This is a genomic window from Xenorhabdus bharatensis, assembly GCF_037996705.1.
Lineage (GTDB): Bacteria > Pseudomonadota > Gammaproteobacteria > Enterobacterales > Enterobacteriaceae > Xenorhabdus > Xenorhabdus bharatensis.
In genome coordinates, this window is the sequence record NZ_JBBMXG010000026.1 from 26,165 (window position 1) to 44,703 (window position 18,539).

An 18,539-nucleotide genomic window follows, 5' to 3' on the forward strand; every position below is an offset into this window, starting at 1 on the left:
ATATCTCTTATTTTATAAATTTTTAGCGAGTTTTCTTAATGTCTCTTTGAGTATTTTTCCGCTTGCGTTACGTGGTAAAACTGAAAAAGTATAACCTTTCGGGCGCTTATAGCGAGCAACCATTGTCCGGAGATAATCATCCAGTTCTTGCTCAGTTATTGAGGTATTGTCATCAATTTCAATGAAAGCATGAGGAACTTCACCCCAGTATTCATCAGGTTTTGCCACAATCGCCACAGCCAGAACACCGGGATAACTTGACAGCGCATTCTCCAGTTCAAGGCTGGAAATGTTCTCACCACCGGAAATAATAATATCTTTTTTCCGGTCGATAATTTTAATATAACCATCGTTGTCAATAACAGCCAAGTCCCCGGTAAAAAACCACTGGCTCGTCATATCGAATGTGACCCGATCGACAGGGCCGTAAGCGGCAACAATATTACCCCGAATAGCAATTTCACCAATGGATTGCCCATCAAAAGGCACTGCCAGCCCGTTATTTTCATTAATGACGCTGATTTCCCCCTGTAAATTGGAAACAATTCCCTGACGCATCTTCTTTAAAATTGTTTCTGATTTTGGCAGTGTGGCCCAATCGGGTTTATCTTCACAAACAACAACCGGCCCATAAGTTTCTGTCAGGCCATAAACGTGGGTAGCTCTGATACCGGCTGTATCAAGTAGGGAAAACATTTTCTCTGTTGGTGGAGCACCAGCAATCAAACCATAGACATTGTTGTTAAAAGAGATGCCGAGTCTTTGTGCTTCCCGCCCTAAGGAATAATGCACGATAGGTGCTCCACAATAGTGTGTTACCTGATACTTCAGCATCATCTGTATGGCTTCCTGTGCATCAAATTTGCGCATACAGATATGTGTGCCTGCCCGTGCCGCGATAGTCCAGGGGAAACACCAGCCATTGCAGTGAAACATGGGTAATGTCCATAAATAAGTCGGATATTTGGGCATATCCCAGTCCAGAATATTCGAAATGGCATTAAGGTATGCGCCACGGTGTGAGTACACCACTAACTTGGGTGTGCCACTGGTTCCGGAAGTCGAGTTAATGCTGATGGCTGCCTGTTCATCAATCGGGTAAAAATTCAGGTTTTCAGAAAGATACTCAGATATTAATGACTCATAGCTCATTAAATCCAACACTGATTCTGGTAGAGGCGTATTATTTTCAGTAACAACAACAATTTTGACCGGCTTTTTAAAAGAAACACCATCCAGTAATGAAAGGTAGTTTTTATCTATAATTAATATTGTCGGATTGATTTTTTCAAAGATAAAATTCAGGGTAGCTGCATCTGTTCTGATACTTAAGGCATTCAGTATTCCGCCAGACAGGGGAACAGCATAGTGAAGTTCCAGCAATTCATGAATATTGGGTAATAAAGCAGATACAACGCAGCCTTTTCCAACCCCCATTTGCTGAAGTGCAACGGCAACCCTTTCACAACGTTCACCATATTGTCGCCATGTCCAACATTGCTCTCCATCTATTACCGCAGGGTAATCACCATTACTTAATATGGCCCTTTTTAGAAATAAAACAGGTGATAATGCATTGCCGTCATATTCATTTAATAGCGAATTGTAGCGAGTCATATTCCCATCCTTTTTTATTTTCGATTTTTTTGCCTATCATTATTTTTTACTAATTATTAAAGGTAATAGTGGAGGTGGAAATATGCAATCTATGTCAAATGGTTATTAGTGTTTTTATTAGTAAGGGCCTTGTTATTTATAAAAAAATATCACGTGCTTTATTTGTGTGTTTGAGTGATATTTCATTGTTTTTTAATATGCTGATTATATTTATTGTTATTGATAGTGTGGCATGATGAAAATATATTTGGGAATTAATAGCGATGTAATATAAAAACTTAACCTACAGATATAAAAGGAAACGAAAATGTTTAATTTAACCGGAAAAGTTGCATTTATTTCTGGAGGAACGAAAGGTATTGGCAAGGGAATTGCACAGGTATTTAAACGGGCGGGTGCAATCACAATCATTTCAGGTACGAATAAAACGAAAGGAATGCCTGTCGCTGAAGAACTTGGCGTGGATTTTATCGCCCTTGATGTCACAGATCCCTCCGCATGTAAAAATGTGATTAATGAAATTGTCGAAAAATATGGCAGACTCGATATTCTTTGTTCAAATGCGGGTATTTTCCCACAACACAATATTAAAGAGATGACGGTTGAAGATTGGGATTTAGTCTATAGCGTTAACCTGAAAGGCACATTTTTATTGACTCAGGCTGCCCTGAATGTCATGGAAAAACAGCAGTATGGGCGTATTGTGATGACTTCATCTATCACCGGAGAAATTGTAGGAATGCCGGGTTATAGCCACTATGGTGCCAGTAAGGCTGGTCAGCTCGGATTTATGCGTAGTGCGGCATTAGAATATGCAAAACAGGGGATCACAATTAATTCCATTATGCCGGGCATGATTATGACTGAAGGCTTAATGGCATTTGGTGAGGATAATCTGAAACAGATCGAAAATGTAATTCCAATGGGTGCTTTGGGAACACCAGAAGATATTGGTTACACTGCTTGTTTTCTTGCTTCTGATGAAGCGAAAAATATCACAGGGCAGACAATTGTGGTTGATGGTGGGCAGGTATTACCGGAAGTGCAAGGATTCTGATTTAATATACTCTGATCTGGCTTTATTTGTTTTCCATTGCCGTAAAGCAAAAGAACAAGGTAAGATGAGCAACTAATAAACACAGGGAGGGATATGTTCTCTTCCTGGTTTTTTATTGTCTAAGTCAGGTAAAAAATATTATGTCACTGAACTATGAACGTAAGCAGATCCCACTCCCTAATGGCCACAGCAAAGTATTACTGCACTCGTGTTGTGCCCCATGCTCAGGGGAAGTGATGGAAGCCATGCTCGCTTCGGGGATTGATTTCACAATATTTTTCTATAACCCGAATATTCATCCACAAAAGGAATATGAACTGCGTAAAGAGGAAAATATTCGCTTTGCCGAGCAGATGGGTATTCCTTTTATCGATGCCGACTATGATCGTGACAACTGGTTCGAGCGCGCGAAAGGGATGGAAAATGAACCTGAGCGTGGTATCCGCTGTACGATGTGTTTTGACATGCGTTTCGAACGGACAGCTCTATATGCTCATGAACATGGTTTCCCTGTTATTACTAGCTCGCTGGGGATCTCGCGCTGGAAAAATATGCAGCAAATTAATGATTGTGGTGTCCGTGCGGCTTCCCGTTATCCGGGGTTAAGCTATTGGGAATATAACTGGCGTAAAGGTGGTGGTTCTGCCCGCATGATTGAAATCAGTAAGCGTGAAGAATTCTATCAGCAGGAGTACTGCGGCTGTGTTTATTCTCTGCGGGATACTAATCGTCATCGTCTGGCAACGGGACGAGAAAGAATTAAATTGGGAACAGTGTTTTATAGCGCAGATAGTAATAAAGAAAGTAGTAAAAATTGAGATATAGAAGATCACGAATTATTTTAATTGCCAGTTAAAGTGATTTATTTTATCTCTAATTAAAGGCCTGCCATCATTCTGATATGTAAGCAGGTCTGTTGTTTTAATTTCTGAATAATTGATATTTAAAAAATAAAATTGCCGTGGTAAAAAAGAGCACTAAATGGATATTAAGGTAATTTTTATGAAACAGTCTTATCAATGGCTCAAGGTTTTTCCGGTTATTTTTAGTTTCTTACTTATTGCATGTGATGAAGATAGTTACAGTTTTGAGTTACGTAAAGACGACTACGCGCAGATTCATCAAAAATTTAAAACGAATATTATAGATGAAAGTTTTATCGGTGATGGGGAGCCGGGTATTCCGCCTAAAGATATTTTCTCATTAGTCTATTATCCGGCAGAAAACGGGAATATGGCGGCTTACCTTACTCCTCAACCAGAAAATACGGATAAAAAATATCCTGCGGTGATTTGGTTAACAGGAGGGTATGGCGGAATTGGCAACGATGACTTCTTCTGGTCTGAACAACCTTATAACAATGATCAATCTGCATCTGCATTCAGGCATGATGATTTAGTTTTGATGATACCGAGTTTTCGGGGAGAAAATGTAAACCCCGGTAAATATGAAATGTTTTTCGGTGAGATACGCGATATTGAGTCAGCCAGACAGTATCTGATGAAATTGCCGTATGTTGATCCAAACCGAATCTATCTTGCGGGGCATAGTACCGGAGGAACGCGTGCATTATTAGCCAGCGAATACAGTAAAGGATTTAGAGCCGTATTTTCATTGGGAGGCATTCCTGATTTAAAATTACGCTTTGATCATGGGCCTGTGCCAGTCACAGTACCATTTGATCAGAACAATCAGGAAGAGCTTGCAGTGCGCTCTCCTCGTAATTTTTTAAATTCAATAAAATCACCAACATTTTATTTCGAAGGAGAGTACTCCTATTGGAATGAGTTTGATGAAATAAAGAAAATTGCAAAAGATAAAAATATCCCACTCTCTGTTTATTCTATTAAGAATGGTGATCATTTTAATATTATTTCACCTTTAACGTCCCTTATTGTAGACAAAATTTTGCATGACACCGAAGATAAAGTGAATATAAACTTCAGTGAACAGGATTTTATGAGGCTCCAGCATAATCTGCCTGAATCTGATTGATAAATGATGCCTCATCATAATAATGAAAATTTTGATGAGGCAAAAACCGACACTCGATATTTTTCAAGTTGCGTCGCAGTTGAAAGGGAATGGCAAATTTGTCGGGAACACATTCGCTCAGCTAACAAAGAGGCAGCTTGAAAGACAAAGAGTATATATTAATCTTTACCATATCTGGCCCGATTCGGGGTATAACCAAAACGTTTCCGATAACTTTGGGTAAAGTAGGACTGGCTGGAAAAACCGGATTCCAGTGTAATATCCGCGATACTCATTTCACTGTTTAATAATAATTGATGAGCATAAAGAATACGTTGTTCACTGATCCACGCTCGTGGAGATGTGCCATAAACACTACTGAAAAGTTCTTTGAACGAAGTTAACCCCATACCAAATTCGCGCGCAAAATCATTCAGCCGCCACTCTTTCAGATAGTGAGTTTCCATAAATGTCTGTAGCCGTTCGACTTGCCGATTACTCAGTTTACGCAGAACTGACATGAGTAATGCGCCTTGTTTGCCGAGTGAGAGCAGTAAAAGTAACTCCTCACTTCTTAATTGGATCAGGGCTGGTGGGCAGTCATGCGCAAGGAGTTTCGATAAACCATGTATACTTTCCGTTAATAAAGGAAATTTATTGAAAGGAATTAACCGATAATCAGGGAAATTACGGCGTTCAATATTCATTAATAATGCGCCAAAACGTTTCATAAAATGGCGGAAAAATTCCATATTCAATGGTAACCATAATATCTGACAATTTCTTGTCCTGGTTTTAGCCGCATATTTCCCGGGATGGATAAAAAGGATATCATTTGATTTAATATGATAAGTATTGTTGCTGTCTTTCCATACCATTTCACCATCAAGTAAAATATACAATCCTCCGTGTTGATGTTCGAGAATATCGAAGTTAGGCATGGTTAATTGTAGAGAAAAAATACTCTTCTGATTTAAGCCTGTCGTCCTTTTCATTTAATACTCCTAATCTTCCTTATCATGAGTAATTTGAAATGTATTGATGATATGTTCTGTTGTTCAGATAACTTCCGTGGGGGTTGGAAAGTAATCTGAAATCTATTGGATAGATAATGATAAATTGAGCGTAGAGTTAAAAATATTGGCTGATATCAAAATTGTATACGTAATATCCATTATATAACCTCAGTATTATATCTCTAAATTAATATTTATGTTAGTTTTAAATGTTAAAAATTTAGATTTAAATTTATTTATTCGTAGGATAACGGAACCGAAGAAAACATAGAACTTTCATTTATTCAACTGGTTAAAACCCCATACATTTGTATTGGATAAATTTAAATCGATAATTTCACTGTCAGATAAGCATTCAGATGGGGTCGCTGAAATACAATTTTCTAATTAAGATTACATATCCTGTAATGAAATATAAATAAACTGTATTGCGTATGATGTTATTTTGTTAATTATTGGTTTAGTTATGTTGCGTATTTATTAGTTTTTATGGTTCTTATATTTGAGATATAAAAATATTTCTATTAAAAAGAGCATCTTATGTTGGATTTTAAAGAAAAATTATCGATAATTCAGACCATTAAGCTTTGTTGGTAACGTTATCCATGTAATAACGGCATAAATACCTCTGTTATAGCTTCGTAGATTGTTTTTTATACTGGTACAATGCTAGGATGTATTTTCATCGCCTTTCTTCTATATCCACTAAGGCATAATAGAGGCATAGATATATTTGCTGATGAAAGATAAAAGATCACAAGAACGAGAAACATATGGAAAAGCATCGTTTTTCACATAACGCTTTTTTATACAGTTTATGGCTCTTTTGGGCTGTTACACTGGGGTTGTACGTATATGGCAACAAAATTGGTTGTACCATAACAGCAATTTTATCTTTTTTAGCCTTGGTATTTTACTTTACTAATATGAAACAGAGAATGAAAGCTATGTTTGGAAAAAAAACTGAGGCATCTGCTGCCAGTCCGGTCACACAAATCACTCCTCCTGTACAGACTGAAGAGAAAAAAATCTCTGGTACTGAAGCCCGTGCTAATACGATTGTCGCGAAGAATTCCGTATTCAAAGGTGATATCGAAATGGAAGGAGATATCCAGATTTGGGGAAAAATCATCGGGAATATTCGCGTAAAAGGCGGGGCTATTCGTGTTATGCACGCCGGTAAAGTGGAAGGTGAATTGATTGCACCTGAAATTCTTATTGATGGTCACGTAGAAGGGACTTGCTGTGCTGAAACACTGGATATCCTTGAGCACGGTGAATTACGGGGCATCAGCCGTTGCGGGAGTATGTCAATCCGACGTGGCGGATTATTTATCGGTCAGTCTGAACAGGTGGAAAAAGAAAATAAGAAGAAGCAGGAAGCAGAACGAATTGTTTCCATCAAGGATACTCCGGGAGATAAGGCGAAATCTAAAGCAACTGCCTGATATCTGCTGAGAAAATACTCTTCTATTTCCCATCCTCGGAAATCTATCGGGTATAAAATTTCGTATATTCCTGCCGGAACGTTGTATTTTCCGGCAGTTTTTGTTTTTATATCCCTTCTTCTTTTATGTTATCTATGTGCTAGTTACATTCATCAAATCAGACTATCAAGCTATATGAGCAGGAAGATCCTCACTTATCGCCTGATGCTATTTGAAATCCATATTTTTTAATCAATAAGGAGAAATGGTGATTACCGAACTGAAGACAGAAAGATTGTGGCTTCGTGCCTGGAAAGAGGAAGATAGGGAGCCTTTTTACCGCTTAAACAGTAATCCTGAAGTGATGGAGTTTTTCCCCAATACATTGACAAAAGAGCAAAGCAACACACTGATTGATAATTGTATTCGTAAATTTGAGATACAGGGCGGTTGGGGGTTATGGGCGGTAGAGGTGAAAGAAAGTGGTGAGTTTATTGGTTTTGTTGGGTTGAATACACCTATTCTTGAATTTCCATTTTCTAGCTGTAGCCATATAGTTGAAATAGGCTGGCGTCTCGATAAGCCATTTTGGGGCAAAGGCTATGCCTGCGAAGCAGCTCGTAAAGTGCTTGATTTTGGGTTTACGGAACTCAGGCTGGATGAGATTGTAGCCTTTACCACCCTGAAAAATGCTCGTTCAGAAAATGTAATGAAAAAGCTGGGAATGATCAGAGATAAAAAAACATTTATGCATCCAGCTCTTGAGGAGGGTAACCCGCTGCGGGAGCATATTTTGTATCGGATGAGAAGAGCAAACCCTGCCAGCACGATATAACTTGAAACCTGCTGAGTGTCATTGATTAAGGATTAGTTGAATGGCTTTAAAATAAAACAACTGTAAACAGGAGGATATAATAATCAGTATTTTTTAAGTTGGAAAAATAAATCAATCATTAAACTTATACAATAATAAACATCATATTCTCTTCTTATTTCAAATTTTCTTATTTTATTGGCTGATAAAACTCAACTCAGTCAAATAATTTTCTATAGCTATTGGAATTAAATTCTTTATTAGTCAAAAATACTATTTGAAGTTTTTTGGAGTGCATGTTTATACGTTGAAAGTTAACTTTAAATAAGGCTTGCATTCACATAATAAGGACAACACCGTTATAAATGAAGTGCTGAGTTAATATTCCTTTAAATAATTTGTATTAGCCTCGACTTGAACTTATGTGTCGCTGTCTGATTGTTGTCAGACCTCATGAAGATATTTGTTCCATAAGCCTGTTGAGAAGCACTTATCCTCAAGTAACTAGTCATTTTATAATTCAATTTATTAAGATGAGTATAAATACGTTACTTATTGATTTATTTATTAATGTTACAGGATCCTTAGATAATCAAGAAGGAGACCTTATGATCACAATGGCTCAAGCTAAAACCATAAATGACGTTGTGAGGGCACATTTTTATTGGGGGTACAAATCAGACAACAAAGTTTATTTACCGGACTATGGCAATGCTAGTGATTTTAAAAAAACGCATCGCAATGAGCAAGCTGTAGAAGCTAATGAATCCATTTGGATACAGAGAACGGCAGGTTTTACCTTTATTGATAAATTGAATATGCTTTCCTACGAGCGTGCTGGCAATTGCGGGGAATATTCCGAATTTGTTGTAAATCTTGCCATTGCTATGGATCCGAGCAGTGCTATTTGGACTTTCAGCTGTAATGTTCCAGAAATAGTAGATCATATATTTTGTGTTTTTAACTGACCTCAGGCTCCAAACAACATGAGGTCCCTAGAAAGCATATTTTCTGAAAACTTCTATTTTGATGTGATTGTTTGCGATGCATGGGCAAATATAGTGTGTCTTTACGCTGAATATCCAAAAAAACTAAGGAAGAAGATGGAGAAGTGGAATGGCCTAGGAAAAGTTATTAAGGTAGGGAGAGATTTAATACTTGCGACAGTGTGGGGAGATAGATGCTTGAGAGCACCAGCAGAACTTATTCGACAACATTAATTCTTGAATACAGTAGTTCAACTTTGAACTACTGTATTCAGATTACTGACAAAGTGCTGGTTTTTTATCCGACACTTTGATTTGATCAAATTCCGTTCACCCGACGGAGTTTGCCGCTATGTTAAGAATACTGATGTGGTTCATGATGTTGGTCACCGTTATAGAGGTGATATTCTCACTTCGACAATTAAACAGGTGACATTTTTCGTGAGTAGAACACCTCGCAGTGCAAAGAGTAAGAATTCCAGCTCGTTAGTGTGTTTTACTCATATGAAAAAATATTTAGATAATAATAGAAAGTAGACTGAAGCGTATAAGGAAAACGCCATCAAAGTTATTCTGGTCATCAGAGATAACTTTGATGGAAAACGTATTGTTACGTAATTGGTTATTGTCTGGAGATCACTAAAGCTACGCGTCCGATGAATTGGATATCGCTGATAGCACAATCGAACGTGACATCATTATCACTAACGCGAATTTTACTGACAGGGATTTTGGCTATCTTCTTGATGCTGTGCATTCCTTCGATATCGACCAGCCATAAACCGTCCTGAATAGTGTCTTCTTGTGCATCAAGTAAATACCAGGATATGCCATCATCAACAACCAGAGGTTCTCTGAGATCTTTGGAAATCAACTCACTATCCAGAATAACCGGATCAGCCTCATTCAGCTTACCTCCTGACAGTTTTACACGGGAGATTGACGGCGCAATGATATCTTCCAATCGTTCTGTCTTTTTGATCCCTTCGCCGTTTGGAAACATCTCTCCTTGCCCTGTACTCAGCCATAGCAGTGAAGCACCCGTTTCAAGATTACACTGAATAATCCAATCCGCCGGAAAGCTATCACGAAGATAGCGGTTTGCCATTGTGCTTTTGGACACGCCTAAATGATCACTCAGAGCCTGACGGGATTTAAATCCATACGCGCGTACAAGGCGCTCGATAGCTGGTCGCCCACCACTATCAGCCCCCATTTTGATCTCAATATTGGTATTTTTCATTGACAGTACAGATAAGAGATATTATTATCCCGCAAAAGATCTTGAAATGAGACCTTTGTTGGGCCCGAATTGGTTAAGCCGAAAACCATTAAGAGATATTGCATCATGAACATCCAAATTTCAATCCCTATACCTGATCTGAGCGGTGTTCGAGGGATTGCTCTGACAATAATCACTCTGAAGGTGAAAGGGTGAGGAAAATATGGCGAATACGGAAAAAGAAAAGTTTGCCCAAATTAACCTCGGTCAGCGGTTGGAAGGATTGAACCATCTGTCGAAGATCAGAGCAATATACTGGGGATATGATGAAAAAGAGTTAAAACGCTTTCTTGCGGACATGCGTGATAAAAGGGATTGTCATTATGAAGAGAACAAGCGGGCCTTATCCGCTATTTTCTATTTGGCAAATATTCCCCGTACTCGCCATGACAGCGAAATCAGCCAGTTTACTTCTGAGGAAAAACACTCTCTGATCAAGGCGATGAATCATATTAAGGTTGTAGTCAGTCAGTTTCCCAGAAATTTAACGTTACCCAGTTAACCACCTTTTAAAATATTTTCTAATTTTTTTGAACAGATGGCATGTGTACGCCAGACATTCACATTTCCTTAATTAAGGTGGCATTGATGAATAGTGGTCTTTTCGCTCACGCATATAAGCAGCCGGGTATGTTTCAGCCAAATATTCCGCAGAATGTTTCATCAGCAGAGCGTTTGTTATGGCAAGTCAACGCAGAAGATCATCAATGGCGCCATCAGTATATTGGCCAGATGCCGGATTTTCTGGCGAAACATTTTAGCCACCGCTATGCCGATATCTTTACGCAATCAGGTCGCAGAGATGCTAATGCTTACCTGAGAAAAACCGTCGGGCAGAACGTATTACCACGATTACAGTTAGTTAAGAGTCGGTATCAATTCAAACATTCTGTATCTGGCATTGCTCCTTTTCCATTTATTGAACAATTGAGCAATATTGCGACTTATGGACGTAAACCGCTTTTAAAGCTGTCTCATGAAATATCCGTGTTTATTACGGAGAATTATGAGCACTACTCTTCTATGTCTCCTATGAGCCACGCTGCTACGAACGGCGCTTCAACATACTTCTCTTCTGCCCGCGGATCTTCTAACCCTGTTGCTCAGCAGGAAGTACAACAAGTTCAGGTTGAACCAGCGATGGATGAATCAGCCCGTTTTTCTCATGTCACTGAGGTATATCAATTAATGGCAAGGCTGACTTTGCAATGTGGCATTCATCCCCCTTATTGGCAACAGTTCAATCATGGAAGAAAAACATTGTCTGTTGACCTGCTTTGCGCGGGTATGTTGCGCATGATGTCCACACGTTGGTGGTTTTTTCGCTTAAAACGCTTGCGAGATATCCAATCCGAGCATATGGCAATTGCAGTTGGACAGGTACAGAACGCGGCCTCGCCTTATGTTTCACTACTGGCTTTACGCGAATGGCTGGAACAAAAGCGACGCAATCGTGAGTTTTTCCAGCATTTTGATTTAGAAAATGAAGCAGGAGAGCGAATTTCATTAGCTGAGACTGTAGTTCACAGTAACGCTAATCCTGCTATTCGTCGTTGCGAGTTAATGGTCAGAATGCGCGGTTTCGAAGATATTGCGAATCAAATGGGATGTGTAGGCGAGTTCTATACCATCACTGCACCAGCAAAATACCATGCAGTCAGGCATAGAGGGGGATTTGTCCAAAAATGGGAAGGAGCAACCCCCCGCGATACTCAACGCTATTTATGCGGTATATGGGCAAAATCTCGCGCAGCTATTGCTCGTGCGGGTATTAGCCTGTTTGGTTTTCGGGTTGTTGAACCCCATCATGATGGGACACCACACTGGCATATTTTGCTGTTTATGTTGCCGGAACATGTGCCACAGGTCAGGAAGATCCTTGAGCACTACTCCTGTCAAGAAGAAGAGGAGGAGTTACTGGGTAATCATAATAAAAAATCTCGTTTTGATTACCGGGTGATAGATCCTAATCAAGGTAGTGCGACAGGTTATATCGCAAAGTACATTTCCAAAAATATTGATGGGTATGCGCTGGAAGATGAAATCGATCATGAAACGGGAGGATCACTGCGCGATATGGCTAAATCAGTAACAGCTTGGGCGAGTCGTTGGCGAATTCGACAATTTCAACAAATTGGCGGTGCTCCGGTTTCTGTTTGGCGAGAACTGCGTCGACTTAAAGAAGTTTGTTTGCCTGATAATAAAATGAATGACGTTTTACAGGCCGCAGATCAGGGAAACTGGGCGGCTTATACTCAGGCTCAGGGAGGGCCATGGGTTACCCGTCGTGATTTGGTTATCCGGCTCGCTTATAAGCATATCCCTTTTGGTAGTCCTTATGGTGAAGATATTCATTCCATTCAGGGAGTGACATCGTCGTTGCTCAGTCAGGAAAAATATATTTGTACACGAATCCATCAATGGACAGTTGTCCCGAAATCTGATGCGCCAGCCACATCAGAGCGGATTGTCTATAAACGACACAAAAAATGGCCCTCTTGGAGTTCTGTCAATAACTGTACGGATAGACAGGAAAGACGAGATTGTGATATAGATGTGAAATGGTTTTATTAAATGTTATGTTTTCGATAAAAGTTTCTACGAAAGAAATAAATAATAGTTATTAACTATCAATTTTTATCTTTAAGAAAGGAAAAAACTACTTTAAATTTTCACTAATTAGGTGTACTGTATATACATACAGTTATAGAGTGGAGGCGGACATATCAGTGGACTCTCTTATGGAATCATTGGTAGCACAACGTATTAATTTTATTGCCAGAATGGCAACAAGTTGTGAATGCAATCAGGCAGAAGACAAAGAACTGGCACTGGTCTGGATAGCAGAGTTATCTGCACCTTATGAAAAAAGTCTCAGTTGTTATAATAATTTGTTAAAAAACAATTCATTAGATAGTGAATGATTGGAAAATTTCAGGTTCGGTAAAAGAATAGGTTTTAGCGGGAGAAAATGATGCGAGTTGAAATACTTTTCGATAAGCGAGCTAATGTTTCTGAATCAGTCATGTCTGCACTTGAAAGCGAGTTAAAGAAGAAAATACTACCACAGTATCCTGATACTAATTTTAGAATTGCCCTCAGCAGCAACACGTCCGTAAAAGTAACAGGGAGTAAAAACAGTAGTGAACATGATCAAATCATGGAGCTGATCCAAAGTGTCTGGGAGGACGATAGTTGGTTATCGGATTAGGCCTGACGGGTTGAACTCTCCAATAAACGGATAATAAGCAATTTAAATAGTATAAGGGCAGGGATTATCCCCTGCCCTTATACTTTTCTGAACAGTAAAAATAAATCCCATCTGGCAAAATTGCCCTTCATTTGTACTATTTCCCCAACAATGCCGTTTCATTGAGGCATTTCGCTGATTATTCGATCATAACTCTCCGATTTACCGATTATTTTCTGCAAATAAAAGGAGAGTATATGCAAATTATTGCACAACAAAACGAAACGGTAGACGCTTTGTGCTGGCGTCATTATGGCCGGACTTTAGGTATGACTGAGCGTGTATTGCAGGCAAATCCTGGGCTGGCTGATTTTGGCGCGACATTGCCTCATGGAACAAAAGTTGAAATGCCGGATTTTGTGCCCGTTGCCAGTAAGCCTATGATTCAGCTTTGGGATTGAGGGGCATGAATGGATAAGTATAGCCATGCCACTTATGCCTGTGCCAGCACAACTGCCATTTTTTCCGGTCTTTCTTTATATGAGCTGAGTTTCTTGTTGGGGGTATTAGCCAGCATTTCTCTCGGTATTCTGACTTATCGTCTTAATCGACGTGAGCAGATGAAACGCACTTTGATCTTAAAAGATATTCTGGAAAATCTGGAGGTAGAGCCTGCATCTAAATCAGCCAGAATTGTCAGCGAGCTGATACATAACGCACCAAAAGAGTTGTGATATGCAGGATCTCAAAACCAAACTCAGCCGGTTGCTCATTGGCCTGATTATCGGTGGCGCCAGTTCTTCGGTCATTCTTTCCCAGTTTCTTGATGAGAAAGAGGGCAATCGGCTTGTCGCTTATCAGGATGCTGGTGGTATCTGGACGATATGCCGGGGTGTGACGCGTATTAATGGAAAGGCGGTATATAAAGGAATGCAGCTGACTTTTGAGCAGTGTGAAACGCTGAACCGGGTTGAAGCCGACAAAGCGATTGATTGGGTGAAAAAGAACGTTCATGTTCCGCTGACCGAGCCACAGATTGCAGGAATTGCCAGTTTTTGCCCGTATAACATCGGTCCTTCAAAATGTTTCTCCTCAACATTTTATCGCAAACTCAATGCCGGAGATAAAAAAGGCGCTTGTCAGGAGATTAAACGCTGGATTTACGATGGTGGGCGTGATTGCCGGGCAACCAAAGGGCAGCCGAATGGCTGTTATGGACAGGTCTTACGACGTGAACAAGAATCCGAGTTGGTTTGTTGGGGATTGGAGGAATGAAGAAAATATCGTTAATTGCCATTTTTGTCATTGGAGGATGCACAGGCTGGTGGGGGCATCGTTCACTGTTCCTTGGTGAGGTTGCGAACCTTAAACAACAGCATAGTGCTCAGGTTGTTGCCATTCATCAGAAAGCGAATCAGGAAACATTGTCAGCTATTCAAAAGATGAAAGATGCTCAGAGTAAAGCCGCCCAATTAGATGAATACTACTCCGGAAAACTAGCCCATGTTACTGAAGAAAACACCGCTTTGCGTGCTGATATTGCCGCTGGTCATCGCCGGGTGCAAATCGCCGCCGCCAACCTTGCTACCTGTCAGCTCACCCAAAAGCGAGATACCGGCCCCCGCAGCATGGGCGATGGAACCCAAATCGAACTCACTGCAAAAGCTGGACGCGATATTTACGATATCCGAGCAGGGATCATCAGTGACCAGTCCAAATTAGATTACCTACAACAATATGTCCGTGAAGTTGTCAGGCAATGTAAATCGTAGCCACTTTGAACAACCGAGCATGAGTTCTCACAGAACCTATAAAAGCCTTTTTATCTCAGGATTAAAAGGCTTTTATTGTATTGATTTGATTGAATTTTATCTGCCGTTTTGTATGTCTGTTCCTACAAGCCTGGTTTAATGTTCCCTCTGCTTTTTCATGGCATTCTTACTCCATGAACACACAACTCACTGAACTGATGCGCTTATTGCGCAACCTGATCCGAACAGGCGTGATTACCCAAGTGGATACCACAAAAGGTATGTGCCGGGTCGCGACAGGCAATCTCGAAACCGACTGGCTGCACTGGTTGACATCCAGAGCGGGAAATTCCCGCACATGGTGGGCGCCCAGTGTCGGTGAGCAGGTTTTATTACTGTCCATAGGCGGTGAACTGACCACCGCCTTTGTATTGCCAGCAATTTTTTCAGATGAGTTTCCGGCACCATCAACGTCCCCTGAAGCAACACATGTTCAGTTTCCGGATGGTGCAGTGATGGAGTATGAGCCGCAATCAGGTGCATTAACTGTGACTGGCATCAAAACCGCGACAGTGACTGCATCGGATTCCGTCCATATTACTGCACCGGAAATCACCTGTGTTGCCAGCACCCGGATTACGCTGGATACACCGGAAGTCATCTGTACGCAGCTGATGAGCACAGGAAATCTGATTGTGCGCAACGGCGGCAAAATGACGGGCAATATTGAACACACCGGCGGCACATTTAGTTCCAATGGCGTGATCGTGGATTCCCATAAACACATCGGCATCCAGTCAGGCCGTGACACATCAGGAGGCCCCGTATGATGTATCTGGGGATGAACCGGCAGACAGGCCGAGCGCTGAGCGATTTAGACCATGTCAGGCAATCCGTCAGCGATATTTTACTGACCCCGGTAGGCAGTCGGATTGCGCGTCGTACTTACGGGTCGTTACTGCCTGAACTGATTGACTGGCCGCAGAACCCGGCGATCAAACTTCAGGTTATGGCGGCCAGCTATACCGCAATCAGCCGTTGGGAGCCACGTGTGACGCTGACGTCAATCACGATGGAAACCCTACAGGACGGCAGAATGGTGGTGGATATTACCGGTACTTATCACCAGTCCGCCAAAGAATTTTCACTCTCAATTCCGGTGAGGTAAGCAATGCCAACAATCGATTTAAGCCAGTTACCACCACCGGATGTGGTTGAGCCACTGGATTACGAACAACTGTTAGAAGAGCGTAAAAGAGGCCTGATCTCGCTTTACCCTGAAGAGCAGCAGGATGCTATTGCACGAACACTGCAACTTGAATCCGAGCCTTTGGTGAAATTGCTGGAAGAGAATGTATATCGCGAACTACTTCTGCGCCAGCGCGTTAATGAAGCTGCCCGTGCGGTGATGGTGGCCTATTCAACCGGTAGCGATCTGGATCAGCTGGGAGCAAATAACAACGTATCGCGCATGGTTCTGCGTGCTGCGGATAACTCAACGGTTCCACCAACTCCGGCTGTGATGGAATCTGACAATGATTATCGTGTCCGTATTCCACAGGCTTTTGAAGGCCTGAGTGTTGCAGGCCCGGTGGGTGCTTATGAATTTCATGCCCGCAGTGCGGATGGCCGTGTTGCAGATGCTTCGGCAATCAGCCCGTCACCGGCTAACGTCACAGTCACGATTATGTCCCGTCAAGACAAAGGCGTTGCATCCAAAGAGCTGCTGGAAATTGTCGAAAAAGCCCTGAACGACGAAAACGTGCGTCCTGTGGCTGATCGTCTGAAAGTTCAGTCAGCCAAAATTGTGGAATACGAAATTGACGCAGTGCTGTACATCTTTCCGACACCAGAATCAGAACCTATCCGCAAAGCCGCGGAGCAGAAGTTGAAACATTATGTTGAGGCACAACATCGTCTGGGGCGTGACATTCGTTTATCCGCGATTTATGCCGCCTTACATGTGGAAGGTGTTCAACGCGTAGAACTGAAAGCGCCATTGAAAGACGTCGTGCTGGATAAAACACAAGCTTCTTACTGCACTAAAACCACGCTGACAATGGGAGGCTCTGATGAATGATCGCCTTCTGCCGATGGGGTCAACGCAGTTAGAACTGGCTGCGGCGAAAGCCTGTGCCGAGTTGCAGAAGATCAAAATTCCATTGCGTGAGCTGTGGAACCCGGACACATGTCCGGCATCATTGCTGCCTTATCTGGCATGGGCGTGGTCTGTGGATCGCTGGGACGAAAACTGGCCTGAGAACATCAAAAGAGAAGTGATCAAAGGTTCACTGTTCCTGCATAAACACAAAGGAACAATTGGGGCAATCCGAAGAGTGATTGAACCGTTGGGTTATCTCATCCGGGTTAAAGAGTGGTGGCAGACCAACGATGAACCGGGCACCTTCCGGCTGGATATTGGTGTTCTGGATAGCGGTATCACCCATGAAATGTTCGAAGAGCTGGAAAACCTGATTTTTGACGCTAAGCCAGTGAGCCGACATTTAATTGGGCTGGATATCAACCTTGATACCCGTGGTGGATATCACTACTCGGCAGCGACTTACAGCGGTGACGAACTAACCGTTTACCCCTATTTCCCGAAAGAAGTGACCGTATCCGGCTCAGAAATTGTGGGCGCGGGGGTACATATTATTGATGATGAGTTAATTGTTTATCCCTATTTCCTAGAAGAAGTAACTATAACTCGCTCAGGTTTTATGGGCACTGGTATACATATTATTGATGACATGAGGATTACACAATGAGTACCAAATATTTTGCGCTGCTGACACAATTAGGCGCAGATAAATTGGCAAATGCAGCGGCATTGGGCACAAAAATCGAAATTACCCACATGGCTGTTGGTGATGGCGGTGGTAGCCTACCGGTACCGGATACCAAACAAACTAAATTGATTAATGAACAGCGCCGTGCCGCGATTAATACGCTGAGTATCGATCCGAAAAATACTAACCAAATTATTGCGGAACAGGTTATTCCTGAAGCCGAGGGTGGCTGGTGGATCCGTGAAATCGGCCTGTATGACAAAGATGGTGTTTTGATTGCAGTAGGTAACTGCGCAGAAACCTACAAACCGCAATTGCAGGAAGGTTCCGGTCGTACTCAGACGATCCGTATGATTCTGATTGTTAGCAGTGCTAATGCCGTGACTTTGAAGGTTGACCCATCAGTGGTTTTGGCAACGCGTGAGTATGTTGATGATTTGGCTAATGCAGCGAATAATAATGCTAATACTCGTCTGGAGAAAAACAAAAATGGTGCGGATATTCCTGACAAAAAGGCATTTGTGGAAAACCTCGGTTTAGCGGAAGCCAAAACTAAAGCGGACAACGCATTGCCACGCAGTGGGGGCGAAGTTACTGGTGACATCACGATTTCTACTGACAGTGAGATAGCTTGGC

At 41.5% G+C, this 18,539-nt stretch carries 22 protein-coding genes; 19 read left to right on the plus strand and 3 right to left on the minus strand.

The annotated features are described in order from the left end of the window. Positions 1 to 12 precede the first annotated feature (12 nt). Positions 13 to 1,617, minus strand: coding sequence for an AMP-binding protein (locus AAC855_RS18855; protein WP_340611610.1), 1,605 nt, complete (start codon positions 1,615 to 1,617; stop codon positions 13 to 15). Positions 1,618 to 1,924: 307 nt separating this feature from the next. Between AAC855_RS18855 and AAC855_RS18860 the strand changes: the two genes are divergently transcribed. The 3 genes from AAC855_RS18860 to AAC855_RS18870 all read left to right on the plus strand — a co-directional run bounded on the left by AAC855_RS18860 (position 1,925) and on the right by AAC855_RS18870 (position 4,669). After that, positions 1,925 to 2,674, plus strand: coding sequence for an SDR family NAD(P)-dependent oxidoreductase (locus AAC855_RS18860; RefSeq protein WP_340611612.1), 750 nt, complete (start codon positions 1,925 to 1,927; stop codon positions 2,672 to 2,674). 140 nt (positions 2,675 to 2,814) lie between these two features. Then, positions 2,815 to 3,492, plus strand: coding sequence for an epoxyqueuosine reductase QueH (locus tag AAC855_RS18865; RefSeq protein WP_340611614.1), 678 nt, complete (start codon positions 2,815 to 2,817; stop codon positions 3,490 to 3,492). A 184-nt stretch (positions 3,493 to 3,676) separates the two neighbouring features. Then, the gene (locus AAC855_RS18870) at positions 3,677 to 4,669 is read left to right on the plus strand and encodes an alpha/beta hydrolase family protein (RefSeq protein WP_340611616.1); all 993 of its coding nucleotides are present in this window, start codon (positions 3,677 to 3,679) and stop codon (positions 4,667 to 4,669) included. A gap of 158 nt (positions 4,670 to 4,827) precedes the next feature. Here the strand turns inward: AAC855_RS18870 and AAC855_RS18875 are convergent, their stop codons facing one another. Then, positions 4,828 to 5,643: a helix-turn-helix transcriptional regulator gene (locus AAC855_RS18875; protein ID WP_340611617.1), complete on the minus strand. Its 816-nt coding sequence runs from the start codon at positions 5,641 to 5,643 to the stop codon at positions 4,828 to 4,830. Between the two features lie 968 nt (positions 5,644 to 6,611). Here AAC855_RS18875 and AAC855_RS18880 point away from each other — a divergent pair. The 3 genes from AAC855_RS18880 to AAC855_RS18890 all read left to right on the plus strand — a co-directional run bounded on the left by AAC855_RS18880 (position 6,612) and on the right by AAC855_RS18890 (position 8,873). After that, positions 6,612 to 7,112: a bactofilin family protein gene (locus tag AAC855_RS18880; protein WP_340611618.1), complete on the plus strand. Its 501-nt coding sequence runs from the start codon at positions 6,612 to 6,614 to the stop codon at positions 7,110 to 7,112. A 244-nt stretch (positions 7,113 to 7,356) separates the two neighbouring features. Further along, a complete protein-coding gene (locus AAC855_RS18885) occupies positions 7,357 to 7,926 on the plus strand; it encodes a GNAT family N-acetyltransferase (RefSeq protein ID WP_340611620.1) in 570 nt (189 codons plus the stop codon). 587 nt (positions 7,927 to 8,513) lie between these two features. After that, positions 8,514 to 8,873: a hypothetical protein gene (locus tag AAC855_RS18890; protein ID WP_340611621.1), complete on the plus strand. Its 360-nt coding sequence runs from the start codon at positions 8,514 to 8,516 to the stop codon at positions 8,871 to 8,873. 640 nt (positions 8,874 to 9,513) lie between these two features. On the opposite strand, the gene AAC855_RS18895 is transcribed toward AAC855_RS18890, so the two are convergent. Beyond that, the gene (locus AAC855_RS18895) at positions 9,514 to 10,134 is read right to left on the minus strand and encodes a phage repressor protein CI (protein WP_099123504.1); all 621 of its coding nucleotides are present in this window, start codon (positions 10,132 to 10,134) and stop codon (positions 9,514 to 9,516) included. 202 nt (positions 10,135 to 10,336) lie between these two features. Between AAC855_RS18895 and AAC855_RS18900 the strand changes: the two genes are divergently transcribed. The 13 genes from AAC855_RS18900 to AAC855_RS18960 all read left to right on the plus strand — a co-directional run. After that, positions 10,337 to 10,675 (plus strand): DUF5347 family protein, encoded by a 339-nt coding sequence (locus AAC855_RS18900; RefSeq protein ID WP_340611622.1) that lies wholly within the window; start codon positions 10,337 to 10,339, stop codon positions 10,673 to 10,675. A gap of 86 nt (positions 10,676 to 10,761) precedes the next feature. Then, positions 10,762 to 12,747 carry a replication endonuclease gene (locus AAC855_RS18905; RefSeq protein WP_340611624.1) on the plus strand — a complete coding sequence of 662 codons (1,986 nt, stop codon included), beginning with the start codon at positions 10,762 to 10,764 and terminating at the stop codon, positions 12,745 to 12,747. Between the two features lie 167 nt (positions 12,748 to 12,914). After that, entirely contained in the window at positions 12,915 to 13,097 is a 183-nt protein-coding gene (locus tag AAC855_RS18910) for a hypothetical protein (RefSeq protein WP_340611626.1), read from the plus strand. A gap of 47 nt (positions 13,098 to 13,144) precedes the next feature. Then, positions 13,145 to 13,384 (plus strand): DinI-like family protein, encoded by a 240-nt coding sequence (locus AAC855_RS18915; RefSeq protein ID WP_340611627.1) that lies wholly within the window; start codon positions 13,145 to 13,147, stop codon positions 13,382 to 13,384. 236 nt (positions 13,385 to 13,620) lie between these two features. After that, positions 13,621 to 13,824: a tail protein X gene (locus tag AAC855_RS18920; RefSeq protein WP_099111664.1), complete on the plus strand. Its 204-nt coding sequence runs from the start codon at positions 13,621 to 13,623 to the stop codon at positions 13,822 to 13,824. A 9-nt stretch (positions 13,825 to 13,833) separates the two neighbouring features. Further along, positions 13,834 to 14,097, plus strand: a complete 264-nt coding sequence (locus tag AAC855_RS18925; protein WP_099111665.1) for a hypothetical protein — start codon at positions 13,834 to 13,836, stop codon at positions 14,095 to 14,097. 1 nt (position 14,098) lies between these two features. Further along, entirely contained in the window at positions 14,099 to 14,638 is a 540-nt protein-coding gene (locus AAC855_RS18930) for a lysozyme (RefSeq protein WP_340611628.1), read from the plus strand. Further along, the gene (locus tag AAC855_RS18935; protein WP_241538021.1) at positions 14,635 to 15,135 is read left to right on the plus strand and encodes a lysis system i-spanin subunit Rz; all 501 of its coding nucleotides are present in this window, start codon (positions 14,635 to 14,637) and stop codon (positions 15,133 to 15,135) included. Before AAC855_RS18930 ends, AAC855_RS18935 begins: the two co-directional genes overlap by 4 nt. A 173-nt stretch (positions 15,136 to 15,308) precedes the next feature. Then, entirely contained in the window at positions 15,309 to 15,944 is a 636-nt protein-coding gene (locus AAC855_RS18940) for a phage baseplate assembly protein V (protein ID WP_340611630.1), read from the plus strand. Then, positions 15,941 to 16,282, plus strand: a complete 342-nt coding sequence (locus AAC855_RS18945; RefSeq protein ID WP_099123496.1) for a GPW/gp25 family protein — start codon at positions 15,941 to 15,943, stop codon at positions 16,280 to 16,282. The genes AAC855_RS18940 and AAC855_RS18945 overlap by 4 nt, the downstream gene beginning before the upstream one ends. A 3-nt stretch (positions 16,283 to 16,285) precedes the next feature. Beyond that, positions 16,286 to 17,194 carry a baseplate assembly protein gene (locus AAC855_RS18950; RefSeq protein WP_099111670.1) on the plus strand — a complete coding sequence of 303 codons (909 nt, stop codon included), beginning with the start codon at positions 16,286 to 16,288 and terminating at the stop codon, positions 17,192 to 17,194. Continuing rightward, complete coding sequence (locus AAC855_RS18955; RefSeq protein ID WP_340611631.1) at positions 17,187 to 17,882, plus strand: phage tail protein I; 696 nt, start codon at positions 17,187 to 17,189, stop codon at positions 17,880 to 17,882. Before AAC855_RS18950 ends, AAC855_RS18955 begins: the two co-directional genes overlap by 8 nt. After that, a partial coding sequence (locus AAC855_RS18960) for a phage tail protein (RefSeq protein WP_340611632.1) occupies positions 17,879 to 18,539 on the plus strand: 661 nt, incomplete at its 3' end. The genes AAC855_RS18955 and AAC855_RS18960, both read left to right, overlap by 4 nt.